Origin of the sequence: Bradyrhizobium denitrificans (assembly GCF_013179005.1) — a bacterium.
In the GTDB taxonomy this organism is placed as follows: Bacteria; Pseudomonadota; Alphaproteobacteria; order Rhizobiales; family Xanthobacteraceae; genus Bradyrhizobium; species Bradyrhizobium denitrificans.
Map to the genome: position 1 here is coordinate 23,710 of NZ_JABFDP010000015.1, position 26,077 is coordinate 49,786.

At 66.9% G+C, this 26,077-nt stretch carries 23 protein-coding genes; 13 read left to right on the forward strand and 10 right to left on the reverse strand.

The genetic code is table 11. The features are described 5' to 3' along the window. Positions 1-36: 36 nt before the first annotated feature. Together HL671_RS17700 and gspD are read right to left on the reverse strand one after the other, a co-directional pair. Positions 37-588, reverse strand: a complete 552-nt coding sequence (locus HL671_RS17700) for a tetratricopeptide repeat protein (RefSeq protein WP_012041558.1) — start codon at positions 586-588, stop codon at positions 37-39. Continuing rightward, a complete protein-coding gene (gene gspD, locus HL671_RS17705; protein ID WP_041750375.1) occupies positions 560-2,866 on the reverse strand; it encodes a type II secretion system secretin GspD in 2,307 nt (768 codons plus the stop codon). Before gspD ends, HL671_RS17700 begins: the two co-directional genes overlap by 29 nt. Before the next feature lie 253 nt (positions 2,867-3,119). Here gspD and HL671_RS17710 point away from each other — a divergent pair, with 253 nt between their 5' ends. Genes HL671_RS17710 through HL671_RS17755 form a run of 10 tightly spaced genes read left to right on the forward strand, consistent with a single transcriptional unit; the run spans position 3,120 to position 11,274 of the window. After that, entirely contained in the window at positions 3,120-4,769 is a 1,650-nt protein-coding gene (locus tag HL671_RS17710; protein WP_172237149.1) for a GspE/PulE family protein, read from the forward strand. Positions 4,770-4,777: 8 nt separating this feature from the next. After that, positions 4,778-5,989 carry a type II secretion system F family protein gene (locus HL671_RS17715; RefSeq protein ID WP_172237150.1) on the forward strand — a complete coding sequence of 404 codons (1,212 nt, stop codon included), beginning with the start codon at positions 4,778-4,780 and terminating at the stop codon, positions 5,987-5,989. 20 nt (positions 5,990-6,009) lie between these two features. Continuing rightward, complete coding sequence (gene gspG / locus HL671_RS17720) at positions 6,010-6,486, forward strand: type II secretion system major pseudopilin GspG (RefSeq protein WP_012041562.1); 477 nt, start codon at positions 6,010-6,012, stop codon at positions 6,484-6,486. Continuing rightward, positions 6,479-6,943, forward strand: coding sequence for a prepilin-type N-terminal cleavage/methylation domain-containing protein (locus tag HL671_RS17725; protein WP_172237151.1), 465 nt, complete (start codon positions 6,479-6,481; stop codon positions 6,941-6,943). Before gspG ends, HL671_RS17725 begins: the two co-directional genes overlap by 8 nt. Next, positions 6,936-7,325 carry a prepilin-type N-terminal cleavage/methylation domain-containing protein gene (locus HL671_RS17730; RefSeq protein ID WP_172237152.1) on the forward strand — a complete coding sequence of 130 codons (390 nt, stop codon included), beginning with the start codon at positions 6,936-6,938 and terminating at the stop codon, positions 7,323-7,325. The genes HL671_RS17725 and HL671_RS17730 overlap by 8 nt, the downstream gene beginning before the upstream one ends. Continuing rightward, the gene (locus HL671_RS17735; RefSeq protein ID WP_172237153.1) at positions 7,325-8,062 is read left to right on the forward strand and encodes a PulJ/GspJ family protein; all 738 of its coding nucleotides are present in this window, start codon (positions 7,325-7,327) and stop codon (positions 8,060-8,062) included. Before HL671_RS17730 ends, HL671_RS17735 begins: the two co-directional genes overlap by 1 nt. Continuing rightward, positions 8,062-9,006, forward strand: coding sequence for a type II secretion system minor pseudopilin (locus HL671_RS17740; RefSeq protein WP_172237155.1), 945 nt, complete (start codon positions 8,062-8,064; stop codon positions 9,004-9,006). The genes HL671_RS17735 and HL671_RS17740 overlap by 1 nt, the downstream gene beginning before the upstream one ends. Then, a complete protein-coding gene (locus HL671_RS17745) occupies positions 9,003-10,076 on the forward strand; it encodes a PilN domain-containing protein (protein ID WP_172237157.1) in 1,074 nt (357 codons plus the stop codon). The genes HL671_RS17740 and HL671_RS17745 overlap by 4 nt, the downstream gene beginning before the upstream one ends. Continuing rightward, entirely contained in the window at positions 10,073-10,636 is a 564-nt protein-coding gene (gspM, locus tag HL671_RS17750) for a type II secretion system protein GspM (RefSeq protein ID WP_172237159.1), read from the forward strand. The genes HL671_RS17745 and gspM overlap by 4 nt, the downstream gene beginning before the upstream one ends. After that, entirely contained in the window at positions 10,636-11,274 is a 639-nt protein-coding gene (locus HL671_RS17755; RefSeq protein WP_246579718.1) for a general secretion pathway protein GspN, read from the forward strand. Before gspM ends, HL671_RS17755 begins: the two co-directional genes overlap by 1 nt. Before the next feature lie 14 nt (positions 11,275-11,288). On the opposite strand, the gene HL671_RS17760 is transcribed toward HL671_RS17755, so the two are convergent. Genes HL671_RS17760 through HL671_RS17780 form a run of 5 tightly spaced genes read right to left on the reverse strand, consistent with a single transcriptional unit; the run spans position 11,289 to position 14,953 of the window. Beyond that, positions 11,289-11,780: a prepilin peptidase gene (locus HL671_RS17760; RefSeq protein WP_012041570.1), complete on the reverse strand. Its 492-nt coding sequence runs from the start codon at positions 11,778-11,780 to the stop codon at positions 11,289-11,291. 48 nt (positions 11,781-11,828) lie between these two features. Next, positions 11,829-12,449 carry a HupE/UreJ family protein gene (locus HL671_RS17765; protein ID WP_172237161.1) on the reverse strand — a complete coding sequence of 207 codons (621 nt, stop codon included), beginning with the start codon at positions 12,447-12,449 and terminating at the stop codon, positions 11,829-11,831. Further along, a complete protein-coding gene (locus HL671_RS17770; protein ID WP_172237163.1) occupies positions 12,446-13,057 on the reverse strand; it encodes a HupE/UreJ family protein in 612 nt (203 codons plus the stop codon). Before HL671_RS17770 ends, HL671_RS17765 begins: the two co-directional genes overlap by 4 nt. A gap of 16 nt (positions 13,058-13,073) precedes the next feature. After that, the gene (locus HL671_RS17775; RefSeq protein WP_172237165.1) at positions 13,074-14,054 is read right to left on the reverse strand and encodes a HupE/UreJ family protein; all 981 of its coding nucleotides are present in this window, start codon (positions 14,052-14,054) and stop codon (positions 13,074-13,076) included. After that, positions 14,051-14,953, reverse strand: coding sequence for a peptidyl-prolyl cis-trans isomerase (locus HL671_RS17780; RefSeq protein ID WP_246579719.1), 903 nt, complete (start codon positions 14,951-14,953; stop codon positions 14,051-14,053). Before HL671_RS17780 ends, HL671_RS17775 begins: the two co-directional genes overlap by 4 nt. Before the next feature lie 268 nt (positions 14,954-15,221). Between HL671_RS17780 and HL671_RS17785 the strand changes: the two genes are divergently transcribed. The 3 genes from HL671_RS17785 to HL671_RS17795 all read left to right on the forward strand — a co-directional run bounded on the left by HL671_RS17785 (position 15,222) and on the right by HL671_RS17795 (position 18,429). Then, a complete protein-coding gene (locus HL671_RS17785) occupies positions 15,222-17,273 on the forward strand; it encodes a hypothetical protein (protein WP_012041575.1) in 2,052 nt (683 codons plus the stop codon). A gap of 116 nt (positions 17,274-17,389) precedes the next feature. Next, entirely contained in the window at positions 17,390-17,716 is a 327-nt protein-coding gene (locus HL671_RS17790; RefSeq protein WP_012041576.1) for a hypothetical protein, read from the forward strand. An 89-nt stretch (positions 17,717-17,805) separates the two neighbouring features. Next, positions 17,806-18,429, forward strand: a complete 624-nt coding sequence (locus HL671_RS17795; RefSeq protein ID WP_172237167.1) for a 2OG-Fe(II) oxygenase family protein — start codon at positions 17,806-17,808, stop codon at positions 18,427-18,429. A gap of 58 nt (positions 18,430-18,487) precedes the next feature. On the opposite strand, the gene HL671_RS17800 is transcribed toward HL671_RS17795, so the two are convergent. The 3 genes from HL671_RS17800 to HL671_RS17810 form a co-directional block, all read right to left on the reverse strand. Further along, positions 18,488-20,998: a spermine/spermidine synthase domain-containing protein gene (locus tag HL671_RS17800; protein ID WP_246579723.1), complete on the reverse strand. Its 2,511-nt coding sequence runs from the start codon at positions 20,996-20,998 to the stop codon at positions 18,488-18,490. Positions 20,999-21,265: 267 nt separating this feature from the next. Continuing rightward, positions 21,266-24,424 (reverse strand): efflux RND transporter permease subunit, encoded by a 3,159-nt coding sequence (locus HL671_RS17805; protein ID WP_012041579.1) that lies wholly within the window; start codon positions 24,422-24,424, stop codon positions 21,266-21,268. Continuing rightward, positions 24,417-25,361, reverse strand: coding sequence for an efflux RND transporter periplasmic adaptor subunit (locus HL671_RS17810; protein WP_012041580.1), 945 nt, complete (start codon positions 25,359-25,361; stop codon positions 24,417-24,419). Before HL671_RS17810 ends, HL671_RS17805 begins: the two co-directional genes overlap by 8 nt. Positions 25,362-26,077 lie beyond the last annotated feature (716 nt).

Consider the following 26,077-nt stretch of genomic DNA (forward strand, 5'->3'; position numbering starts at 1 on the left):
GTTGCGGCGCTTGCGTAATCAGTTGTGAGTAGCAGCTCAGAACTGGCCGGGCACCCAGCCCAGCGCGAGCGCCTGACCTTGCGCGATCTGGCTGGTCGACATCTTCGAGGCGACGGCGTTGCGCAGGCGGAGGTAATAGCTCCGCTGCGCCCGCCCGGCATTGCCGGCCGCGAGGTTGAGCCATTTGTAGGCGAGCACCACGTCCTGCGGAACGCCGTGACCCTTGTCATACATCAGGCCGAGCATGGCCTGGCCGAACGGATTGCCCGCGGCCGCGGCCTGGCAATAGAGATCGCTGGCGACCTCATAGGCCTGCGGCGTGCCGAAGCCGTTCTCGTACATGAACCCGAGCATCGCCTGGGCGCGCGGATCGCCGTGCAGCGCCAGCGGACTCAGCACGCGGACGGCGCGCACGAAATCGCCGCGCGCATAGGCGCTGCGTGCGGCGCTGATCGTGTCGGCGTGAGCGGAGGCGGACATCGTTGCGAGCAGCAGGGCCGCCGCGGTCGCGGCCTTGATGCGACGTCGGATCGACGGCCGAGGCTGGTGGCCGAGATGGTCAGCGGGTGGTGCGGACACGCAAATCATCCGTGATGCTGGCTCCGACCGATCCGCGGAGCTTGGAACGGAGTTCTTCGGCCACCTGATGAGCATCGCTGCCGTCGCGGATGATCTGCGGCCGGATGAAGATGATCAGCTCGGTCCGGGTGCCCTTCTTGTCCTGATGCGAGAACGTGTCGCCCAGGATCGGGATCTCGTCGAAGCCGGGAATGCCGTTGCGGTTGCCGTTCTGCTGCTCGCTGATCAGGCCCGCCAGCAGCACGGTCTGGCCGTTGGCGACCGAGATCGCGCTCTTGACCTTGCGCTGTGACACCGTCGGCGTCAGGCTCGCGGCGCTCTGCGCGGCGACGTTGCTGATCTCCTGCTCGACCTCCAGCCGGACATTGCCATTGGCGGCGATCCGCGGCACGACACGCAGGATGATGCCGGTGTTGCGATAGTCGATGGTGTTCACGACTGTGTTGCTGGACGACAGCACCGTCGCGCTGCCGGTCGAGACCGGCACGACATCGCCGACCTGCAGGGTGGCCGTCTGATTGTTGATCACGACCAGCGACGGGTTCGAGAGCACCTTCACGCTGGTCACCGTATGCAGCGCATCGAGGATCATGTTGGGTGACGCCTCGTGCCCGATCAGGAAGTTGAAGCCGGGCAGCGCGCGGTTGATCAGCGCCGAGGTCGCGGCCGCGGTCGTCGCCGTCGCCACCGAGGTCGTCTGGGTATTGGTGATCGAGCCCTTGTCGGTGCCGAGACCGAGCACCTTGCTCGACAGATAAGCCTGCACGCCGTAGGACAATTCGTTGGTCAGCGTCACCTCGGCGATGGTCGCGTCGATGCCGACCTGCAGCACCGGCTGGTCGAGCTGCTGCAGCGTGCTGGAGATGGTGCGATAGCTCTCGCGATCAGCATAGATCAGCAGCGAATTGTTGACGGTATCCGGCGTGATGCGGACGTTCGGCATCAGCGCCTGGCCGCCGCTGCCGCCGGAGCGCGGTTCCAGCCCGCTCGCCGACGGCGTGCTGCTGGACGCCGATGACGCGCTTGAGGACTGCATCCCGGACAGGCCGCCGGCGCCTTGCAGCCGGCTCGATGTCGTCGCACCGCCGTTGGCTGATCCGGCTGCGTTGGTGTTGAAGGACAGCCGATCGGCAACCGATGTCGTCGTCCCATCCGAGCCGGGCGCCGCCTGGTTGTCGGTGCTGTCGGTGGACGAGGAGCTGGCGCCGCCGAACATGTCGGTGAGCACCTTCGCGAGCTGGCGCGCATCGCCGTAGCGGATGCGATAGACGTGGACGCTGGTGCGCCCGGAATCGGCCTGGTCGAGCCGGCGGATCCAGGTCGCCGCCGTCTGCAGCAGCGCCGGCTTGCGCGTCACCACCATGATGGCGTTGAGCCGGCTGACGACCTGCAGCTTCACCAGATTCTGGCTCAGCCCGTTCTCGCCGGTGTCCATGATCTTTTCGAGCTCGGCGACGAGCGGCTCGGGCGCCGAATTGCTGACCGGAAAGACGCCGACCGACTGGCCGCGCATCCAATCGACGTCGAAGCTCAGCGCGGTCTCGATCGCCGAGCGCCGCTCGGCGCCGGTGCCCTGGATGAGCAGCAGGTTCCGCGTGGAGTCGGCGCGCACGCTGCCGGCGCGGGTTGCGAAGCTGTCCATCAGCTTGAGGATCGTCTGCGCGCCGACATATTGCAGCGGCACCACCGACACGCCGTAGCCGGGCTCGGCGCGACCGGCTTCGCCGTCGACGCGGCCGGCCCCGATGGCATCGCCGAGCGGCGTCAGCTTGTAGCCGCCGCCCTCGCGGACCAGCACGACGCCTGACAGGCGCAGCGCACTTTCCAGCACGAACAGAATGTCGGATTTCGGCACCGGCCGCGCGGAGACCAGGCTCACGCTGCCCTGGACGCGCGGATCGATCGAATAGCCGGCGCCGAGAATGTCGCCGATCACGACCTTCGCGACCAGCGCGATCGGCGTGTTCTCGAAATTGAGATCGTAGCCCTTGCCATCGGCCGCCGGCTGCGGCCTGACCTCGGCGACCTCCTGAACCACCGTCCCCTGATAGGTCCGCGCGCTCGCGCGTTCGACCTCGGGGCGGCTCTGGAGCGACCCGACCGGCCGCTCATCGCGTGGCAAGATATCGAGCGAGCGGACCTTGTCGATCACGTCGACATCCGCCGGCGCGCTGGCCTGAGAATTCAGCGTCGCCATGTTGCAGGAGGCGAGCAGGACGGTGCCTGCGAGCAGCAAACCATGCCGGACAACCGCAGCGGACTGGCTTCGATTGCCGATGCAAAACATGGACTTGCCGACCTACTCATGTGGACTGGCCGCAACATGATGCTGCTGCGGGAGACTGTGCGGCCTGCATAGCGGTCCAATGTGACACTTATGTATATTTGGCGGGAGCTGTGGAGTTTTGCGCAACTTGTGTGTCGGAAATGTCGGCACGCTCCGCATTCGTACAACCGTCATGTTCGCGATCAATAACAGCGGCAGCCATTTGTAGTGTGCCGAGACAACATGCCGGCACGGGCGCTCCCCGGATCTCGCCATGAGCGGTACGCTGTCGACCCAGTTTCAGGCCTATCTTCGTCAGCGGCATCCGCAGCGCTCGGGCGAGCCTGCCGGCGACACGCAGCTTGCGCTCTGGGATCGGTTCGGCCTGTCGGCCGAGGCCTTTGCCGAGGAGGCCGTGCAGTTCACCGGGCTGGATCGCGCATCCCTGCGCGAGCTGATGGCGGCGCCGCCCGCGGTCAGCGAATTCTCGGACCGCTTCCTGCGCGAAGTGCTCGGCTATCCCTACCGGAGCTCCGAGGGCAGCGCCAATTTTGCCATGGCCGATCCGACCGATCAGGCGGTGCGGCGGGCCGCCGAACTGGTGCTCGGCCCTGACATTATATTTAAGGTCGCGTCGCACGAGGACATTGCGGTCGTGCTCGACCAGCGGCTGGCCGCTGGAGAGGAAGCCGACATCTCGCCGGTCCAGGACCTGCGCGACGACGACATCGAAAGCCTGCGGGATCTGGCGAGCGGCGCGCCGGTGGTGCGGGCGGTCAACGATCTCATCGAGAAGGCCGTGGAAATGCGCGCCAGCGACATCCACATCGAGCCGTTCTCGACCGGGCTCGTCGTCCGGCTCCGCGTCGACGGGCTGTTGCGTCCGATCGCAGCGCCGGCGGGCGTGCTGCCGCAGGCCGTGATCTCCCGCATCAAGATCGTCGCGGGCCTGAACATTGCGGAGCGGCGACTGCCGCAGGACGGCGCCGCGCGCATTCGCGCCGGCCGCGCGGAGATCGACGTCCGCGTCGCGATCATGCCGACGCAGCATGGTGAGACCGCCGTGCTCCGCATCCTGCCCAAGGATCGCTCGCAGCTCGTCGCGAGCCGTCTCGGCCTGTCCCAGCGCGATGACGCCGCGCTCCGCCGCCTGATCGCGCTACCGCACGGCATGATCGTGATCACCGGACCGACCGGCAGCGGCAAGACAACGACGCTGGCGACCATCCTGTCGATGCTCAACACTCCGGAACGCAAGATCCTCACGATCGAGGATCCGGTGGAATATGAGATCCCCGGCATCAACCAGTCGCAGATCAAGCCGGCGATCGGGCTGACATTCGCCACCGCTCTGCGCTCCTTCGTCCGGCAAGACCCCGACGTCATCATGGTCGGCGAGATCCGAGACAACGAGACCGCGCATGTCGCGGTTCACGCCGCGCTGACCGGCCATCTCGTGCTGACGACATTACATACCGAGACCGCGGCGGCGGCGGTGCCGCGGCTGCTCGATCTCGGCGTCGAGGGCTATCTGCTGCGATCGACATTGCGCGCCGTCATCGCGCAGCGGCTGGTGCGCCAGCTTTGCGATCATTGCAAGATCGCCAAGCCGCTCGACGAGGAGACCTGTCGGAACGATCCGCGCTTCGGCCATTTGGGCCTCGCGGCCGGGGACGTGACATGGCATCCGGTCGGCTGCGAGCGATGCGGCCAGAGCGGTTACCGCGGACGCGTCGGTGTGTTCGAGATGCTCGAACTGACGAGCAGCCTGCGCGAGCTGATCGCGGACAGCGCCGATGGCCTGGCGATCGATCGGCTGGCGATGCGGGAGGGCATGACGACGATGCTCGACGACGGCGTCGCCAAGTGCCGCGCCGGCGTTACTTCGACCTCCGAGCTGTTTCGTGTCCTCGTCGCGCGCTGAGGTGGACCGTGCCAAGCTACCGCTATCGCGCATTGACACAGTCCGGCGAGATCGTCGTGGGATCCCTCGTGGCGCCGTCGCGCAGCGAGGTCGAGCGGCGCATCTCATATCTTCAGCTGCTGCCGATCGAGACGATCGAGGAGAAGACGTCGGGCTCGGGAGCCGCGTCCGGGTTCGCCTTCGGCGCGCCGTCAGCCGCCGAAGTCACCACCTTCACGCGCGATCTGGCGCTGCTTCTCAAGGCGGGCGCGCGGCTCGACGATGCGCTGGAGCTGCTGTCGGGCGACTCGGAGGTCGGGCGCCTACGCCCGGTGGTGGCTCGTCTGCGAACGGCCATCATGGCCGGTGAGAGCTTCGCCGACGCCGCGGCCGCGCAGCCGCGCCTGTTCTCACCGATGTATGTCGCGCTGATGCGCGTGGGCGAAGCCTCGGGCACGCTCGATCATGTGCTGACGGCGCTCGCCGGCGAACGCGAGCGCTCCGAGGCGACGCGGCGCAAGCTCACCGACGCGATGCAGTACCCCGCTTTCGTCTTTCTCGCGGCGATCGGCGTGATGCTGTTCTTCCTCGTGGCCGTGCTGCCGAATTTCTCGGCGGTGCTGCGCGATTTCGGCGGTCGCGCCGATACGGCGCTCGGCTTCTTCATGTCGCTGTCCGACATCGTGCGGGCCAATGCGGCGGCCATCACGCTCGGCTGCGCGATGCTGATCGCTGCCGTCTGGTGGCTGCTGCGCCGGCCTGCGGTCCGCGCTGCACTGACCAGCGCGCTGGCGGTGATCCCCGGCATCGGCGACATCCTGATGTTCTATCGGACCAGCCTGTTCTGCCGCAATCTCGGCCTGCTGCTCGGCTGCGGCGTCACGCTCAGCGCGGCATTGCGTATTCTGGTCGACGTGATGGCGGTGACGTCGTCACGAGCGCCGTGGTCGGCCGCCGCGGACCGCGTGCGCCATGGCGGCAAGCTGTCCCAGGCGCTGTCCGCCGACAACATGCTGCCGCCGATGGCGCTGCGCATGCTGCGCCTCGGTGAGGAGACCGGCCAGTTGCCGACGCTCTCGACCCGCATCGCCGAGTTCTATGAATCCAAGCTGCAGCGTGGGCTTGACCGTGTCGTCGGTATCGTCGGTCCCGCCGCGATCCTGCTGATCAGCGTCGTCGTCGGCGGCTTGATCGTCTCGATCATGACGGCGCTGCTCTCCGTCACGCAACTCGTCGGCTGACTTGTATCAAGGAGAATGACATGAGCTCGAACGTGCAGGCCCAGCGGGTCAGAAGGTCCGGACGCGAGAATGAGCGCGGCTTCACGCTGGTCGAGATGCTGGTGGTGATCACCATCATCGGGCTGATCATGGGGCTGATCGGTCCGCGTGTTCTGAACTATCTCAGCGAATCCAAGACCAAGGCGGCGCGGATTCAACTGCAGAGCTTCTCGGCGGCGCTCGATCTGTTCTATCTGGATGTCGGCCGCTATCCCTCGACCTCGGAGGGTCTTGCGGCATTGGCGCAGCGGCCGCCGGGGCTGGGCACCTGGAACGGTCCCTATCTCAAGGGCGGAGCGGTGCCGAAGGATCCGTGGAATACGGCCTATGTCTATCGCGCGCCGGGCGATCATGGGCCGTTCGACATTCTGTCCTACGGTGCGGACGGCCAGGAGGGCGGCAGCGGCACCGCCGCCGACATCGTGCTGGGAACGCAGACGAGCGCGCGAAGTGAGTGACGACAGCCAACGCGGATTTACCATGCTCGAGATGGTCTGCGTGCTCGCGATCGTCGCGCTGCTGGCGTCCGTCGCATGGCCCTATCTGCCGCGGCAGACGTCGCGGCCGCGGTTGCAGGCCTACGCGCTGCAGGCGGTGACGCTGCTGAAATCCGATCGCGCCGCTTCGATGCGCAACGGCCTGCGGGTCGATACGCGGCTGGACACGTCGCGCCGGCTGATCAGCTCCGGCAGCGGCGGTGCGGCGCTGAAGCTGCCGGACGACGTCGGTTTCCAGGCGACCTTGCCGCGCAGTTGCCAGCAGCGGCCGGTGATGGCGACCATCAGCTTCTTTCCCGACGGCCTGTCCTGCGGCGGGGCGATCACCTTGTCCCGCGCCGATCTGAGCCTCGAGATCCGGGTGAACTGGCTGACGGGGAGGATCGACATTGTCTCGCGCGCGCTCGCCAATGGCTGATCACGACCAGGCCGGCTTTACGCTGATCGAGGTGCTCGTCGCGCTCGCCGTCGTCAGCGTGTCGATCGTCGCCATCGGCGCGGTCGTTGCACGCAATGCCTACGCCGTCCGCAAATTCGAGCAGCATGTCACGCTGGTCAGCGATACGCGGCTGGCGCTGACGACGGCATTGGCGGATCGCGGCCGGCTGCAGCCCGGCGTCCTCGATCAGCGTTCCGGGACAGGCTCGGTGGTGCTGAGGATCAATCCGCTCGGCGGCGATTGGGAGCAGCCCGCCGGACAGCAGGGCTGGGTTCCCGAAGCCGTGACGATGCGTGTGAAGACCGGCTCCGGCGCCGTTGCCGAGGTGCAGACGGTCCGGCTCGTGCGGATGGCCCGCTGATGAGCGTCAGAGCCAACCAGCGACATCAGGCGGGGTTCGCGTTGATCGAGGCCCTCGGCGCGCTGGCGATTGCCGGCATCGTGCTGTCGGCGCTGCTGGCTGTCACGTCGCAATGGCTACCGGCCTGGAAGCGCGGGCTGGACCGCGTGCAACGCGCCGAGATGGTTGCTGCCGCGCTGCGCCGGGTTGGCGATGATTTCGCCGCGGCTCAATTTGTGGCGCCCAATCGCGAACAGAAGGGGCCGTTGTTCATCGGGCAGGAATTCTCCGCCACGTTTGTTCGGTCCGAGATGGGTCCCAACGCCGGGCACGGTCTTGATGTCGTGCGCATCGGCGAGGAGGGGGACAGGAACGGCCGGGCTTTGCTGCGCGCACGCGCCGCGTTCGAGCCCATTCCGCTCGGGCAAGCCGTCGCGGCGTATTTCCGCTTCCGCGATCCGGTGACGCTGTTGTCCGCTCCGTTCCGGATGTCGTTCGCCTATGCCGACCGGACGATGGCCTGGACGCCGGAATGGCATGATGCGAGCAAATTGCCGTTCGCGGTGCGTATGACGGTCTATGACGAGAGCCGCGGCGGGGGACCGGTGCTGGTCAGCGCTGTCCATATTCAGGTCGACACGCCGGGCGGCGGCTTTGCGGGGTCAGGAGCCGGCGGCAGCTCCAACAACCAGCCCCCGGCTGCGGCCCAGCCGCCGCAGCAGCCCGACAACACCAACAACGACGGGCTGATCGACTGATGCGCAGGCGGATTTCCAGCGATCGGCTCGCCTGCGGGCGCGGCGCACAGGACGGTTTCATCCTCATCGCCGTGCTGTGGATGCTTGCCGCCCTCGCGGCGCTCGTCGTGATCGTCTCGCAGCAATTGGAAAGCTCGGCGCGCCTGTTGCGACTCGAGGACGGGGCCGTCCAGGCCGATGCGTTGGCGTCGGCGGCGATCGAATTGTCAGCCTATCGCCTGATGCTCTCCAAGGAAGAGGAGCGGCCGAGGCAGGGCAGCTTCCGGCTCGCGCTCGCGGGCAACGACATCGCGGTGTCGTTCGTGAGCGAAGCTGCGCGGATCGACCTGAACACGGCGCCGGTCGAGATGCTCGAAGCCCTGTTTGTGACGGTCGGCACCGAGCGGGACGCCGCGAAGGATTTTGCCGAGCGCGTCGTCGCGTGGCGCTCGAAGCCGTCCGATGCGGCCAAGGCGCAGGCCGAGGAGGCGCGCTATGCGGCGGCCGGGCTTGCCCGCATGCCGCGGCTGGCGCCCTTTGCCCATGTCAGCGAGCTCGCTTTGGTTCTTGGCATTCCCGCCGCGCTGGTCGAGCGCACGCTGCCATTCATCACCGTCTTCAATGGCTCTCCAGGGATCGATCCGACGATCGCCCCGCCGGAGGTGGTGGCCGCGTTGCCCGGAATGACACCGCTGATCCTGAAGGACTTCCTTAATGCGCGGGCATCGCTGATGCAGGATGCCGATGCCCTCACCAAGACGCTCGGGCCGGCGGCCAAGGACGCCGCCAAGGGCAAGAGCAAGGCCTATCGGCTCAGCATCCTGGTCGAACCGGCCGGCGGGCTGCGGCATGCCGCGACCGCTGTCATCATTCCGGGCGAAGGTGAGGAGCCCTATCGGCTGCTCGCACGGCAGGACGCAGGACCGCAACCGAGAGGCGCGCGACAGGCGCGGCTGACGCCATGAAGCTGACAGAGACGATCGAGCAAGGATTGACGGCGTGGACGGCGAGCGTGGCCCTCGCGGTCGAGGCGGTCGCCGACCGGCAGCTCAGCAGGGGACGGGTCGTCGTCGAGTATCATCGGCTGGACCATGTGGTTCTGACGCTGCAGGCGCCGTCGCGTGGAAAGCCAGCCTTGCCGCCAGCTACGATCAATCTCGCAGCGGCGGCACCGCGCCCTGCGCTCTCGCCGGAGTGGTTGCGGGCGCTCCGCGGCTGCGCGCTCGAGGTCCATGTCGCCGCTGGCAACCTGCTGGTTCGTCCGCTCGACTTTCCCAGGCAGGCGGAGCCATTTCTGGACGGGATGATCCGGACGCAGATCGCAAGGTTGACGCCGTGGACGATCGATCAGGTCGTCTTCGGCTTCGGCACGGCGCCGGCGGCCGCGAATGATCGGATCGCGGTGACGCTGATTGCCGCGCCGCGCGCATTGATCCAGCCGCTGCTGGCTTTCGCGGCGGAGATCGGCGCGGCCAAGATCGCGGTGGTCGCGGAGGATGATGCAGGCGATGGTGCGCCGATCCAGATCTACAAGGCGTCGCTGCGCTCTGCGCTCGGAGGCGGCCGTGATCTTGGACGCGTGCTCAAGATCGGCTGGCTCTCGGTCGCCGCGGCCACAGCCGTGCTGCTGATCGCCACCACCTTCGCGGGGGGATATCTCGATGGTGAGCTCGATGATGCCCAGGCCCAAATGGCACGGCTGCGCGCCGCTCTGCGGCCTGCGATCGGAAGCGCCGCCGCCGACGGACTGCTCGCCAAGCGCAAGCAGACCAGCCCGGCCAGCGTGATTGTGCTCGAGACGCTGTCCAAGATCCTGCCGGACGACACCTACGTTCTCGAAATGCATGTCGAGAACGATCGCCTGCAGATTTCAGGCATGACCCAGGATGCGCCGGCCTTGATCCGGCTGATCGAGCAGTCGCCGCAATTCAGCCGAGCCACCTTCTACGCGCCGACGACCCGGACGGCGGGAGAAGCCGGCGAGCGCTTCCACATCGAGGCACGCATCAACCCTTATTTCGGAGATCGGGCATGAACTGGTCGGCACCGCTGCGCCGGATCTTCCTGGCCTCGCCGGCCACGGCCGCGATCCTCTATGCCGTCAGCCTGGTCGCGCTGCTCTGGGTCGGCGCTGCCGCCGTCGTCGATCTGCTCGCCAAGCGTGAGCAGCTCAATGACAATTACGCCCAGCTGGCGCAGTTTGCGGGACGCAAGCGGCCGGGCAGCACCGCGGGTGCTGGCACCGGCGTGTCGCCCGGCGGATCCGTGTTCGTCGAGGGGCGGACGGTCACCATTGCCGGCGCGGCGCTGGTCCAGCGCCTCACCGAGGCGGTTACCAAGGTCGGCGGCAGCGTACTGTCGACGCAGGTCGACCTGCCGGCGGCGCGCGCGAGCACGAGCGCCATCAGCGTGGTCGCCAGTTGCGAGCTCGAACAGCCGGCGCTGCAACAACTGCTCTATGACATCGAAGCCGGATTGCCGTTCCTGTTCGTTGATCAGCTGCATGTGCAGCAGCCGCTCGCGGCCGCGGCCAGCGAGAGCGGACGGCTGCGGGTGCTCGTGACCGTGTCCGGCCAATGGCAAGGAAAATCGTGATGCGCGCGCCGGTCAGCTCTCTCGCCGTTGCCTTGGCCGTTGCGTGCCTGGCCGTCGGCTGTCTTGGCGATGCGTGGGGCGATGAAGCGGAAGGTCTCGAACCGACTGCAGCATTGAACGCTGCCCCCATCGACGGCCATGTCGGACAGGCGGCCGCCGATCCGGAGCGCGCCGCCGTGGCACCGCAAGCGATCTCGGCGGCGACGAGCGCCAATCCGCTGTGGGAGGTTCCGATCGGTGCGCTGTCGGCGACGCGTGAGCGGCCGATCTTCTCGGCTTCGCGCCGGCCGCCTCCACAGGTCGCCGCGCCGGTGTTGGTCATGCGCGCGGCGCCGCCGCCTCCGCCGCCGGAGCCGGAACGGCCGAACCTGCAGCTCGTTGGCACGGTGATCGGCGACGAGGAAAGCTTTGGCATCTTCGTCGATCCATCCTCGCAACTACCGCTGCGCCTGCGGATCGGGGCTGCGCATGAAGGGTGGCGGCTCGAGGCGCTGAAGCCGCGCGAGGCCGTCCTGCGGAAGGATGGTGAAACGGTGATCCTGCCGATGCCGCAACTGGGACAGAGCGCAGACGACGACAGCGATCCGGTCCCTGCGCCGCCATCGGCGCGCGCGCGCATGGCGCGGCGGTCGCGCTGAGCTGTCTTCGGCCTCTACGCCGGAAGCACCAGGTCGCTGCCGATGGCCTGCAGCACGAGCACGGCGAGAAGCCCGATGACGAGAAAGGGGCCGAACGGCAGCGCGGTCTGGCCGGTCAAGCGCCGCCCCATGACGAAGAGAACGAGCACGCCCGCAAGCGCCGTCATCGTCGCGACCAGGAGCAGGATCGGCAGGCCGGAGAGGCCGGTCCAAAGCGTTGCGGCCATCAGAAATTTGACATCACCGAGACCCAATCCCTGCCGACCGCGGACCATCGCATACAGCCGCCGCAGCAGCAGCAGGACAATGCCCACGGCGAGAGCCGCGGCGGCGCCCCACAGCGCCGATGATGGATCATCGCCCGCCGCCATTCGAACCAGCCCGCTGATGGCGATGATCGCATTCATCCAGTCGGGCAGCAGGCCGCTGCGCAGATCGGTCCAGATCAGGCCGGCGCAGGTCGGCAGCAGCGCGGCGATGCAAAGAATATCGATGGCGCTGGTCAAGAGGTCCCGGCGGAATTCACGGCTGCGAAGGCGGCAGCATAGACGTGCTCAGGTGGCGAGCGATAGTCCCGCCATCATCAGACCGATCGCGGCCAGCCAGCCGCCGATCGCGCGGACGGCGATCCCCCGCCAGCTGAAGGCCGGCTCGGTCTCAGGCCGTCGGAAGGTGAGCACGAGAGCCATGATGAGCGTGATGGCGACATAGCCGGCGCTGGCGAGCCCGGCTGCGTAGAGCACACGATCGGTCTGCGGCACGAGCTCGCCGGCATTGGCGACGCCGCGCATCACGCCAAGGACAAAGGCCAGCATGCACAGCAGCGCCACCGGAATGCGCAGGGCGGCCGCGAGCAGAAGTCCGATGACCAGGACGGTCACGGCATCGACGATCGGCGGCGTGGGAGCCAGGCCGGCTGCCACCGCGAGCGCGAGCCCAAGACACAGACCGAGCGGAAACACCGCAACCAGCCATCGTCCGCTCGCGGCCCCGAGCGATCCGGCCAGCAGTCCGAGCGCCGCCCAGGCCACGACGTCCTGCAAGGTGAGCAGGGGATGCAATGCTCCGGCATAGAAGTCGCCGAGCCGTGCCGAGACGATGTGCGCGTCGGCGATCTGCATCTGGGTCAACAGCAGCAGCGCCGTCAGCAGCGACGTTCTCAGGCGCAAGCTCATGCCGCGACTCCCAGGCTCGTGACCAGGAAGTAGCCGCCGAGCGCAGCAATGGCTGCTCCGACGCCCTGGATGACGCGTTCGCCACCCGGCCAGCGGGCGAGCGCGCCGATCGTGATGCCGAAGGCATGAAGCAGGCCGGTGGCGACGACGAAGCCACAACCATAGGCCAGGGGATTTGCCGCGGAGGGGAGCTCGGCGCCATGCGCATGGCCGTGGAAGATGGCGAACACCGCAACGACCGCCGCGGCCAGCACGAACGGGGCCCGGACGCGCAGAGCGACCGCCAGTCCGAGCACCAGCGCCGAGAGTGCGATCACCAGCTCGGGAACGGGCAGCCCGATCTTGAGGATGCCCACCACGGCGCCGAGCGCCATCACCAGCGGAAAGACGATCGGCAGCACCCAGATCGCGGCGCCGTCGAGCTGCGCACCCCAGATGCCGACGGCGACCATCGCAACGAGATGGTCCAGCCCGGTCAGCGGATGCAGCAGTCCGGCGGCCAGCCCGCCACCGACGCCGGTCTGCTCGTGGGCAAAACCCGGGCTCGCCGTCAGCACGGACAGCAACACCACGCCGCAAGCGGAGTGCAGGAGGTTACGCCGCATCATCTTTGCTCCATCCGCGTCATGCCAGCGCCAGCACCCGCACCAGACGGCCCAGGAACCAGAACATCGATACGGAGCCGATCGCATAGGCGGGAAGCTCCGCGCCCCAGCTCGGCAGCACCGCGCCAAGCCGGCGATGCGCCCAGATCAGCGCCAGCACCAGCAGGACGAACAGGATCTGGCCGATTTCCACGCCGACGTTGAAGAAGAGCAGGGCTGCCGGCAGGATGCGTCGCTCCAGCCCGAGGCCGGCGAGGGCGCTCGCGAAGCCGATGCCGTGCACGAGACCAAAGCTGAAGGCCACGGCCCAGGGATAACGCGCGGTGAGGCCGATCTCGCCGCGCTGTTGCTTGACGATCTCGACGCCGACGAACACGATGCTGAGCGCAATGCAGGCGTTGAGCGGTCCCTCGGGGACGCCGATCCAGCCGAATGCCGTTGCGGCGAGTGACGCGCTGTGCCCGATCGTGAAGGCGGTGATCGTCTTGAGCAGCCGCCAGCCGCCTTGCACGATCCAGATCAGGCCGAGCACGAACAGCAGGTGGTCGGCGCCGAGCAGAATGTGATCGATGCCGAGATTGATATAGGTCTTGCCGAGCTCCAGCCAGGTGTCCAGCGTGGGCGCGTCAGTGCCGAGCACCGTCACCACCGGATTGGCCGCCGAGATCGTGTAGCTGCGCGTCTCGCCGTTCAGCGAGGTCACGCGGATGATGGCGGCCGACATGTCCTCGCCAAGATTGGCGATGGTCATCTGCCCCACCAGCCCCTTGTCGCCGCAATTGAGCTCCGGCAGGCGCAGCAAGCAATGTGCCGGCATCTTGAGCTCGATGCGGTTGGCGCCGTCTTTCGGCAGGGTGGTCCAGCGTCCGATGAAGACGCCGGGGCGCATCTCCCGGAATTCGAGCACGCCGAGCGTTGCCTGGTGCGCCGTCGCGGGACGCGAATGCAGCAGCGCGGCGAGTGCGAGCAGAACGACCTGCAGGACGCGCCAGCCGGTCACGGCTCGTACCTGATCGTGTAGTTGGCCTTGAGCCGGCTCACTGCCTCCCACGCCTGCTTGCGCGTTTCCTCGGTGTGCCAGATCTTGGCGGCGTCGTCGCGGAGGTCCTCGAATTTCGCCGGCGCGCCAGGGGTGCGCGCGTCGAGGCGCACGACGTGCCAGCCATCCTTGGACTGCAACACGGTCCATTGCTGCGTCGGCAGCTTGAGCAGGCCTTCGCCGAACTGGTCGCCGAAGGCGGCGGACAGGCTGGGTACGGGGCGGTCGAGGATCGCCCGCGTCTGGTCGCGCAACTCTTCGGACTCGCGCTGCTCGCGAATGTCGTCGAGGTGTCGCTTGGCCGTTGCTTCGTCGCTCGGCGGGGTGATCAGAAAGCTGACGCGCTCGGGCTCGTCGAAGCGGGCGTGATTTTCGGTGAACCAGGCCCGCAACTGCTCCTCGCTCGGCTTCGGCACGCGGACCTGGTCGAAGATCAGATATTGCAGCTTGAACGCGACGCGGTCGCGGATCATCTCGTCGCCGCGGTCGACGCCGAGCGCCTTGCCTTCGCGGTAGAGGATCTCGCTGGCCACCCAGGCCTCGACCATCTTCTGCAGTTCGGCCTCGCTCGGGGTGCGCTGCTTATCCTCGTCGAACGTGTCGATGAAGGACTGGCGCAGCGCCTTGGTGACGGTGATGACCTTCTCGTCCTTGGCCGGCGGATGCAGAATGGCATCGGCCGCAAAGATCAGGCCGCCGAGCGCGAGGAAATGCAGCAGGGGTTCTCTGGCCAGCGCGCGCAGGGCCGTGCCCCAGCTTCGTGCCGGCGCGGGCAACGCGCTATGGCCGTCTCGCGGATTGGCGTGGGCAGAGGCGCCTTCGAAGGTCTGCGCCGCATTGGACATGGCAGGTGCTGACATACGCTCTTTTGAAATGACGACCGCGCTCGAGGCGCGGCGCGTATATGCAACGGCATACTCGCGGTTGTCACCGTGCAATCAGCCGTGTCACAAAAAATTCGCAAGAGCCGTGACGGGTCTCGTTGGTGGGGGCAAGGCGCACGAAAAATAAAACCTTCAACAAACTGTCTCCGAGTTTTGGTTTGGTCGCGCCACGAATGACGAGGCGCATCGTGCATGCGTTGGGGATTCGTGTTTGAAATCTCATTGAACGTCCAGGGGCGACGAAATGGTTCCATCTGCCAAAAAGATCTTGTTGACAGCGGCCTCGGTGTCGCTGGCGCTCTCGCAGAGCGCCGATGCCGGCGAACGCTGGGGCGAATATTGGGGTGAGCCGAAAGCGAAGATGAATCCGTATGTCGCCGGCGACATGCACAATCACAACACCTGCACCGACGGTTCGGTGGCCGCCGGCTATTCCATCGATCGTTCTGTCGGCAAGGGCACCGCGGCGGCTGGTGGCAAGAACTTCGACCTCGACTGGTTCACGCTCGGCAACCACGGCGGCTCGGGCAACCGCGACTGCCGCTTCAGCGATGCCAGCGCCAATATCCCGGGTGACAACACCACCACCTATTGGAGCCAGACGCTCGGCAAGACGATCGACGGCATCACCATCACCAAGCTGAAGGGCACGCCGAACGGCACCGACACCAACGCCAAGATGTGGCGCTGGCAGTCGATCCAGGAAATCGAGTACCCGACGATCGTCAGCCGAACCGCGACGTATAATAAGGTGCTGGTCGAAGGCCTGGAGTGGATCCTGCCCGGTCACGAGCATGGCGACGTCGCCGTGATCGCCGGCCAGAACCCACGCGGCTACGGCAATGCCGACAAGATGGCCGAGTTCGAATACCGCTTCGACCGCGCCGACACCGACGCGATCGGTCCGGTCGACGCCAGCAACAATCCGCTGTGGTCGGGCAAGGACAACGTCAACAATTCCGGCACGGCCGGCCACCAGAAGGCCGTCGCCGGTATCACCTGGCTGCAGGCCAACCACCCGCTGCAGTCCTACGCCATCCCGACCCACACCGAGCGTCAGGGCCCGTTCAACCCGAGCGGCACCGCGGGCTACAACATCGAGCACTTCCGCGACTTCAACAATGCCGGCCCGACGGTGGCGTTCGGCATCGAGGCGCCGGGCCACATGGCCGAGGGCGGCATCAATGGCGGTTCGGGCTCCTATACGGCGAATGCCGTCGGCGGCGGCACCTACGGCATGCATGGCGTCTACACCGCCAAGGTCGGCGGCCTGTGGGATGGTCTGCTCGGCGAAGGCCGCAACGTGTTCGTGTTCCAGAGCTCGGACTGGCACAGCCGCGGCGTCTACGGCGCCCGCGACGCCAGCACCACGGCGGACTTCATCCCCGGCGAATACACCCGTCTTTACGTTCCGAACGAGAAGCACTTCACGCAGCAGTCGATCATCGACGGCATGCGCTCGGGTAACTCGTACTCGGTCAATGCCCAAATCATCGGCTCCGACATGGTGTTCCGCGCCAGGGGGGAGTGGGATGACGAGTGGAAGACGATGGGCGAGACGCTGCGCGTGTGGCCCGGCGAGAAGATCGTCCTCGAGATGGAAATGACCGTCCCGGTCGCCAACAACAGCCCCTACAGCTTCAACAACCCGTTGCTGCTGCCGGTCGGCATCAAGCAGCCTTTGAACAAGCCCTATCTCGACCATGTCGATCTGATCACCGGTGACGTCACCGGCCCGATCGCGCCGGGGGCTGCGGGCTATGCGGTGGCCAATGCGGCCGGCGTTGCCGGCGCGGCCATCGTCTACAATGCGTCGGCCAAGATCGCCAAGCAGATCCAGGCCACCAAGATGAAGAGCTACAAGCTGAAGGATGGTTCGGTTCGCCTCAGCTTCACGACCTCCTTCGTCGCGAGCGAGAAGCCGTTCTACATCCGCGCCCGCGGCACCAACATCCCGCCGGCGACGCCGAACGTCTCCGACAGCGCCGGCAACCCGCTGCTCGACCTCAACAACGTCAATGTCAGCTGCACCGACGCGGCGTGCCCGTCGCATCTCGGAACGGTCAATGGCGTGAAGAGGGTGACCAACGACGTGCAGGCCTGGTCGAATGTCTGGTTCTATGCGAACCCGATCTTCGTCCGTCCGCATGGCACGCCGAAGTTGCTGGTTGAAAAGAACCATGAGCTGGCGCGCAAGCTGGCGCATGAGCACCACCACAGGCACGATTGGGATCAGTGGGGCCAGTGGGGTCAGTGGGATTACTGGGCGTTCAACCGCGATTTCGATCGCGACTAAGCGCTCCTGATCGACCGGGCGGCCGAGAAGGGTCGTCCGGTCGTCGCCGCGATCGGCGCCGGTTCACGAACCGGCGCTTCTTGTCTTTGATAGGATCTGCCTGGGTTCGTCCGCCGATGTCTCGCCTGTTGATCTCGATTGCCGCCGTCCTCGCGCTCACGAATGCTGTATCGGCGAATGAGGAAGAGCCGACGCAGGAGACCTGCGACGCTGCGGTGGCCGAGGCGCGCGCGGAAGCCGCCGCGCTCCCGGCCGATGACGTGTCGCGCTATTTCGCCGAGCGGGACATCCAGCAGGCGCTGGTCGAAGCCGGCAATGGCGAGTTCGATGATTGTGTCGAGAAGGCCGAGCGGGCGCTGTTGGAAGCACGCGAGCGGCCTCACAGCCTGAAGTCGGGTGAGCGGCTCGACATTCTTGGTGCGCATGAGGTGCCGCCGCGCTGATCGAAAGGTCCGCGGAGCGCACCGTCATCGCTCTGTCATGCAAGTCAGCACATTGTCGGATTGTGACGACGCGTGCAGGAAATTGAGGCATGGACCAGATCGAAGCGCTTTTTCCGATTCCGCTGTTGCGTTCGCCGGGACTGCTCAGTACCGAGTTGAAAGATGCAGCCGTGGCGGCGATCCGAAATGCGAAGATCGAGAGCAATCTGCGCTCCGGCCAATTGTTTCATACCGAAGTGGCCGATCCCCGCGCCAATAATCTGTTCCAGACCATCGCCGAACTGGCGGTGCCGAAGCTGGTCGATTTCGGTGAGCTGCTGTTCGGCGAGAAGCTGCGCTGGACCGTCAAGGAGATGTGGACGAATATGCTGGAGACCGGCGGCAATCAGACCTTGCACGCCCATGCCAATAGCTTCATCTCCGGGATCTTCTATCTGACGCCCTCGCATCCCGGCAGCCGCACCGTGTTCGTGCGGCCGCCCGGCGGCAGCGACTTCTCCTTCCGCCATCATACGCGCAGCGCGGCGGTCGGACCGTTCAATGCCGGAAAATATGTGCTGCCCGAGGCAGAGCCGGGCGATCTCGTGCTGTTTCCGAGCTACCTCTATCATGAGGTGCCGCGCAATCAGGGCGATCAGCGCATCACGATCGCCTTCAATGCGATCCCAGATCATCTGGACTGTTGGGGCTACCGCGTCAGCTTCGACTCCTGACGCGAGAGCGTGATCTTTTCGGGCAACGCCGGTTGTCGCCTCTACGAGTTGTGCTGTTTCATCCGCCGAATTCCTGGGTCAGCAGATCGCGCGCCTCGCCGCGTGACGGCGCCGCCGCGTCGATGGCACGGAGCAGGCGCTCCGCGCCCCGCCGGTCCGACGCGAGCAGCGCTCTGGCCATGCTCATCAGCGGCGCATAGGCCGGCTCGAACTCGGCGCTGAGGCGGACCGAGTCGAGAAGGCCTGGCGCCGCCGCTGCGATCAAGGCCGCGCCGCGCGGGTCGCCGGTGAGCGCTGCGCCGGCCTGCAGGAAGCGATTGCGCGCCTGCCCATAGGCGTTCAGGCGCTGGTCCCAGGCGGGGCGATCCGCCTGCGGCATCAGTCCGGCCGGATCGGTCGTCGTCTGGCCGATGACCGTCAACAGCAACTGCCAGGGCGGCGCCGAGAGCGCGCGGACGTTGCTCCGGGCGTCGAAGGTGACGAACGGAAAATCGTCGGTGTTGCGCGGACCCGGACCTGCAAAGCGCGCCAGGGCGCCGGCGTCGGCGATATATTGCCCGAGCAGGTCGATGGGCCGGTCGAAACCGAGCGGCTGAAGGAGAGGGCGGAGCTGCGGGTCTGAGAACTTCGCGTCAAGCCGGCCGGGATCGAGCGTTTGCGGGACGCGTGATCCGATCAGCGCGAGCATCGGCGTGCGGACGCTGTAATGGTTCAGCCAGGCTGAGCCGTCCGGGAAGATGGCGAGGAAGCTCCTGATGATGGCCCGCAGCGAGGGCGCATCGAGCTGGTAGAGCGGCAGCCATTGGCAGAACACGCCATCGGCGGCCAGCCGCTGCTTGACCGCATCGAAATGCTCCGTCGTATACAGCGCCCCGCTGCCGTCCAGCGCCGGATGAAACAGGTCGGCGACGATCACGTCGTAGCGTCCGCCATCCGCGACGATGAAGCGGCGCGCATCGGCGACCGTAATCGGCGGCATTGGCTGCTTGGTCGCGCCGTCGTCGAACCATGGCAGCAACGCGACGACCTCGGAGGACAATTCGACCGCGCGCACGTCGAGGCCCGGCAGCTGCGCGCCGCCGAGCACGGTCGCTCCGGTGCCGACCCCCAGGAACAGCGCGGTGCGCGGCGCCGGATGCAGCAGCAGCGGCAGCATGGCTTGGCGATAATCGGAGCGAACGGAGCTGGTGCCACCCATGCGGAAGTGCCCGTTCACCTCCAGATAGCGCGCGCCGGAGGCATCATCGACGACGCTCGCGGTGGCCATCGGCCCTTCGCGCAGCGCCAGCAGCTTGCCGCCATGGGGCACCTTCACCGGGCTGGGAGCGGGCCACGCCAGCAACAGCGCGCCGAGCAGGGCTGGCCCGGCCGCCCAGCGCAACGCCGCGCGGCTCGGCTGCAGCAGCAGCAGATATCCCGTCGCCGCCAGCACAAGCGCCCTCCAGGTGCCGAGTGTTGGAATCAGCAACTGGGCCGCGAGCAGCGGGGCGATCGCGGCGCCGAGGCTGTTGATGCCGACCGCCCAGCCGACTGAGCCGCTGATGTCGCGGACCTCCTGCATGAGCTGGCCGAACAGCGCGCCCATCGCCATCGCCGGCAGCAGAAACAGTAGCAGGGCGATGCCAAGTTCACCGGGAATGCCTTGGTCCGCCACGCGATCCGCAAGGTCGATGAGAGAGAGAGCCAGCAGCGCCGTGCCCAGCCCGGCGAAGGCGGTGCCGGCGAGCAGCGCGGTCTTGCCGGACCTCATCCTCGGCCCGAGGCGCTGCCAGATGAGGCCGCCGGCGGCGGTCCCCAGCAGATAGGCGGACAACAGGCAGGCGAAGCTGTAGACGGTGTCCTGCATCGTCTGCGCCGCGAGGCGCACGACCAGCACTTCGATGCCGATGCCAAGCAGACCGGTGGCGAACAAGGTGATCGTGAGCCTCGGGCCGATCCCAGCATGTCCGCGCACGGCGCCTGCGCGTGGCTCGATCGCCAGCCGCCGGCCCAGATAGAGCGCGGCCAGCGCACAGACCGCGTTCACCGCGGCAAGGCACAGCAGCGTCGTTGCGAAGCCGAGCGTCGGGATCAGCACGAAGGTGGACAGCAGCGTGCCGGCGACTGCGCCGGCGGTGTTGGCGCCGTAGACGCCGGCACTGACGGCACCGGCGTCCTGCGCCGCGGACATCATGCGCTCCAGTGCCGTCAGCGTGCCGCCCATCGCGACCGTGGCCGGCAGCAGCACCAGGGTCGGCAGCAGGAAGCTGGCGCTCCATAGCAGGACCGGCGAGGGAGCGGTGCCCAGCAGCGGCGCCAAGGCCCGCGCGCTGGCCGGGAGCAGCCAGATCGCGCAGACGCCCCATAGGCCGATGATGATTTCAAGAGCCGCATAGACCTGGTGCGGCTTGGTGGCGCGACGAATATGGCTGTCCAGCACGAACGCCCCGAGTGCCAGGCCGGCGAAGAAGCCGGCGATCGCGCCGAGCACCGCCATCATCTCGGTTCCCAAAGCGAGACTGAGTTGGCGCGTCCAGACGATCTCGTAGCCGAGCCCCGCAAGTCCGGAGGCCGCGATCAGGACGGGCATCGCCCGGCGCGATGCCGGCTGGTTGGCCGTGTCCGATGTCAGCGCGGTAAAGCGGGTGTCGTGGGGAGCCCCGACGACATCGGTCCCGGTGGCGGCGGCAGGGTGTGTGTCGGGCAAGGGCAGAACCAGGGATCGCGGGAGGCATGTTCGACGGCGGCTCGCCGTTGCGAGCTCGTCACCTCTTTGTTGTGCTTTCATGACAGTGGATTGACAGCCGCGCGGACGCGACGCCGTTCGCCCTGCCGGCCGCGACTTGCGGCGGTGCCGTCACCCCGGCGTGGCGAGGCCGGGGGCCGGGCTGGCAGGATCGGCCACGAACCGGCCGAAGCGGACGGCCAGCGTCGGCAGCACCAGCAGGTTCAGCGCCATCGAGGTCAGCAGCCCGCCGAGGATGACGATCGCCATCGGTCCCTCGATTTCACGGCCCGGCTCGCCGGCACCGAGCGCCAGCGGCAGGAGGCCGAGGCCGGTCACCAGCGAGGTCATGAGGATCGGGACGAGCCGGTCGGCCGCGCCCTGGATGGCCAGATCGAGGCTCCAGCTGCGGCCTTCGACCGCGACCAGGTGCTCGTAGTGCGAAATCATCAGGATCGAGTTGCGCAGCGCGATGCCAAACAGCGTCACGAATCCCACCATCGATCCGAGCGACAGCACGCCGCCGGTCAGCGCGACCGCGACCACGCCGCCGACGAACGCGAACGGAAGATTGATCAGCACCAAGGCGAGATTGCGCCAATGCTTGGTGACCAGCGCGAGCAGCAGCACGATGCCGAGCGTCGCCAGCGAGGCGTTGACGACGAGATCACGGCGCGATTTCGCCTGGGCCTCGGCGGCTCCGGTGAACTCGACATGGGCGCCAGGCGGCAGCTTGACCTCCTTGGCAATCTTCCTCTTGGCGGCGGCCACGAAGGATTCGAGATCCCGCTCGGCCACGTTCGCGGTCACCGTCTGAACGCGCTGACCATTGCGATGGAGCACGACATAGCGCCCCGACGTCCCGTAGACGTCGGCGATTTGCTTCAGGAGCACATAGGCGCCGCTCGGCGTACGGATCGGCATGTCCCCGATCTGTATCGGGCGCGCGCTCGCCTCCGGATCGAGCTTGACGATCACGTTGAAGACGACGTTGCCTTCATAGGCCTGGCCGACCACGTCGCCTTGATAGGCGGTGCGGATCAGCTCCAGGACTTCGACGGCGTCGAGGCCCCAGGATTGCAGGTCGGTCGGGCGCAGCGTGACGTTGACCTGAGGCATGCCCGGCGGCGATTGCTGCTGGATGTCGATGGCGCCCCAGACCTCGCCGAGCTCGCGCGCAATGTCGCGCGCCGCAGTCTCCAGGTCGTCGAGATCAGGGCCGAACACGTTGATGACCACGGCAGCGTTGAAGCCGGACAGGGTCTCCTCGATGCGCTCCGTGAGATAAGTCTTGATCGACAGGTTGATGCCGGCAAAGTTGGCGAGGGCGGCGCGGATACGCCGTTCGGCGAGCTCCTGCGCGTTGCCGGACAGGCCCGGCTGAAAGTCGACCTCGATCTCGCTGGAATGGGTGCCGGCCGTATCGATGCCGGCCTCGGCGCGGCCGGCATGCTGGGCCACGCTGCGTACCTCGGGCACTGCGCGCAGGGCCTCTGCGATCATCGTCCCAAGGCGCAGTGATTCGTCGAGCGACGTGCCGGGCAGCATCGACACGTGCAGGATCAGATGGCCTTCCTTCAGGTCGGGCAGGAAGGTGCCGCCGAACCAGGGCACGAGGCCGGCGCCTCCCAGCGTGATCAGCAAGGCGGTCGCCATGACCAGCTTGGGAAAGCGGCCGAGCCGCCGCAACAGGCGCTCATAGTAATGGCGCGACCAGCGCGCCAGCGGCGGCTCGCGTGGCGCGCCGCGTGGCTTGTGGCCGGCCAGCAGCATCATGGCCAGAGCCGGCGTCACCGTCAGGGCCACGATGAGCGAGGCCAGCACGGCGAGGATATAGGCGATGCCGAGCGGCCCGAACAACCGGCCGGCAAGACCGGGCAGTGCGAGGATGGGGACGAACACCAGCAGCACGGCGAAGGTCGCATACGCAACGGCGCTGCGAACCTCGAGCATGGCGTCGTAGACGACGCGCGCCGCAGCGCGCGGCGACGGCAGCGCGCGGTTCTCGCGCAGCCGTCGCACCACGTTCTCGACGCCGATCACCGCATCGTCGACCACCTCGCCGATCGCGATCGCCAGGCCGCCCAGGGTCATCGTATCGAGGCTCTGCCCCATCCATTGCAGCGCCAGGACCGCCGAGAACAGCGACAGCGGAATGGCGGTGCAACTGATCACCGAGGTGCGCCAGTCGGAGAGAAACAGGAACAGGACGACGATCACCAGCGCACCGCCGATCAGCAACGCGAACAACACGTTCTGAATCGCCGAATCGATGAAGGTCGCCGGACGAAACAGATCGGCGTGCAGCTGGACCTTCTCGCCGTCGAGCGCCGGGCGCAGCTCCTGCAGCGCAGCCTCGACCCGCGCGGCGACGTTGCGGGTGTTGGCGCCATATTGCTGGCTGATCATCATCATGATGCCGGGCTTGCCGTTGATGAGCGCCCCGCCGATCGGCGGCTCAGGAGCGCTCACCACCGTTGCGACGTCGCCCAGCACAACGCTGGCGCCGCTTTGGTGCAGCAGCACCGTTCGCGCGAGTTGCTCCGGTGTCAGCGATTGTCCCTGGGTCTGCAGGATCACACGCTGGTTGGCCGTGTCGACGAAGCCGGCACCGCGGACACCGGTTGCCTTGCGCGCGGCGGCCACCACATCGTTCATTCCGATGCCGAAGCGGACCAGGTCGTCCGCGCGCACCTGTACCTGCAGCGATCGGATGTCCCGGCCATAGGTCGTGACCTGGGCCACGCCGGCGACGGCGAGCAGGCGACGACTCACGGTCCAGTCGGCGATCGTGCGCAGATCCATCAACGATCGCTGCTCCGACGTCAGTCCGATGACGAGGACGGTGCCGGCGGCCGGAACGAGCGGGGTCATCGAGGGGGCCCGCACGCCCTGCGGCAGGCCGTTGACGATGGCGGTCAGGCGCTCCGCCACCAATTGCCGGGCCCTGAACACGTCAGTGCCGGGCTGGAAGATGACCGAAAGAACCGAGAGCCCCTGGATCGACGAGGAGCGCATGCTCTCGACGCCGGCCAAGCCGTTGATCGAGGTTTCGATCGGCTGGGTGACGAGCACCTCGACCTGTTCCGGGCTGAGGCCCGGGGCTTCTGTCTGGATCGAGACCTGCGGCGGGGCGAATTCCGGGAAGACGCCATATTTGGCCTCGCCGAGTGAGAACAGTCCGTAGCCCAGGATCGTGCAGGCCAACGCCAGCACGATGCCACGAAAGCGGATCGCGAACGCGATCAACGCGGCCTGCGGGCCCGCGACCGCACGCATGCCATCAATCATCGTCGCCGCCGCCGCGAAGCTCGCTTTTGGCCTCTTCCGACAACAGCACCTGCGCGCCGCGCAGAACGATCTCGGAGCCCGGCGGAATGTCCTGCACGACATAGTCGTCGTCGGAAACGGGCTGGTCGGTTCGGATCGGATGCCGCTTGAACGTCTCGGGGCCGGCCCGGAGATAGACCCAGGCGCGCCCCTGCCATTGCACGATCGCGGTATCCTCGACAAAGACGCCGTCGAATGACTTGCCGGACGGCACGTAGGCCGTGGTGTTCATCCCCGGCAGCAATCCGCTGTCGCCCGCGGCCACGAAGAAATAGCTCACACCCTGGATGCGGGCATCGGTTCGCGGCGCCGGCGACAGGTAAAGAAGATCGGTATTGGCGGTGCGCCCTGGCGTCTGGGCGAGCGCGGTGCGCGGCGGCACGGCCAGCGACACGCCAGGCGGCAGCGTGACCTGGATCAGCAACTGCTCGCGTTCGATCAACTGGACGACCTGCGGCGAGCGCTCGACGATGCCCTTTCCGATCACCGGACCCCATTCCTGCCGCGCGGTGGCCATCAACGTCTTCACCTGCGATTCCGCGGCGGCGAGGGCGGCCTGATCGGTGCGAAACGTTCCTTCAGCCGCTTCCGCGTCCTTCTTCGGCATCGCTGCCGACTGCACCAGGTCGCGGGCGCGGTCGAAGGCGAGCCTTGCGACCTCGAGCTTCGCCTGCGCCGTCTGCAGCTGCGCCTGGGCATTCGCGTAGCTGTTGGTGAGGTCGGTCAGGCGGGCGACATCCAGCACCGCGCCATAGGCCCGAAATTGCTCGGGATGGGATTCCGCCGTGAGCACCGCGGTCTGCAGACCGACCTGCTTCTGCTGCGCTGCGGAAAGCTTGACCGTCGCCGGCTCGCGCCCTTCCGGCTGGGCCAGCACCGGCCCAGTGGAATAGGCCATTATCAGTGTCAGAAGCGTTGCACCACACGCGGCGGCCGTCTTCACCCGTTGCCAAGACATGTAGTTGCAGTCCCACCGATCGGGGAACGTCGCGTGACGTTACTGTGTCGGCCTCAACAGCTACTTCAGCTAAGCATGGGTTTCAAGCTGGGCCATTGCAACCGGTCGCCCGCGACGCGTTTGCTCGGCGAATGCTGCGCCGCGAGCGGAGGCGCAGCCACCTCGGTCAAAAGACAAAGCTTCGTCGCGCGCAGGGCGTTGCACGCGCTGTGCTCGGCGAAAAAATCCTCGTGCCGTCGCCCTGACATTCGCGTCCTGTCACATTCATCGCCACACGTGCCGCAGAACAGCTCTCGGCGTGGCCAAAACCCGGCGCGAGACGCGCGCTTCTGCGGCAATGATGCGCGCGCCGCTGCGTCAGAACGCTTCTGCTGTGCCATTAGAAGTATTCTTAGACGCCTTCTAGCAAATACGCGTGCGAGTGACTCGCATCACCGCAGCGCCGCGGTCCATTTGAGAAAAAGCCAAGTCTAGCGCGGCCGTTACAGGAGATTTCCATCATGGAAAGACCCGGGATTTTTGCCCGACTCCCGGCCGGGGGCAAGAATCGTCACATTCCTCTACCTGTCGCGTCAAAGATGTGACCTCACTTCGCCATACGCCTCCGCAACGAGTCGGGAGTTCCATCGACGTTGCTGCGAGGAAAGCTTGCCCAG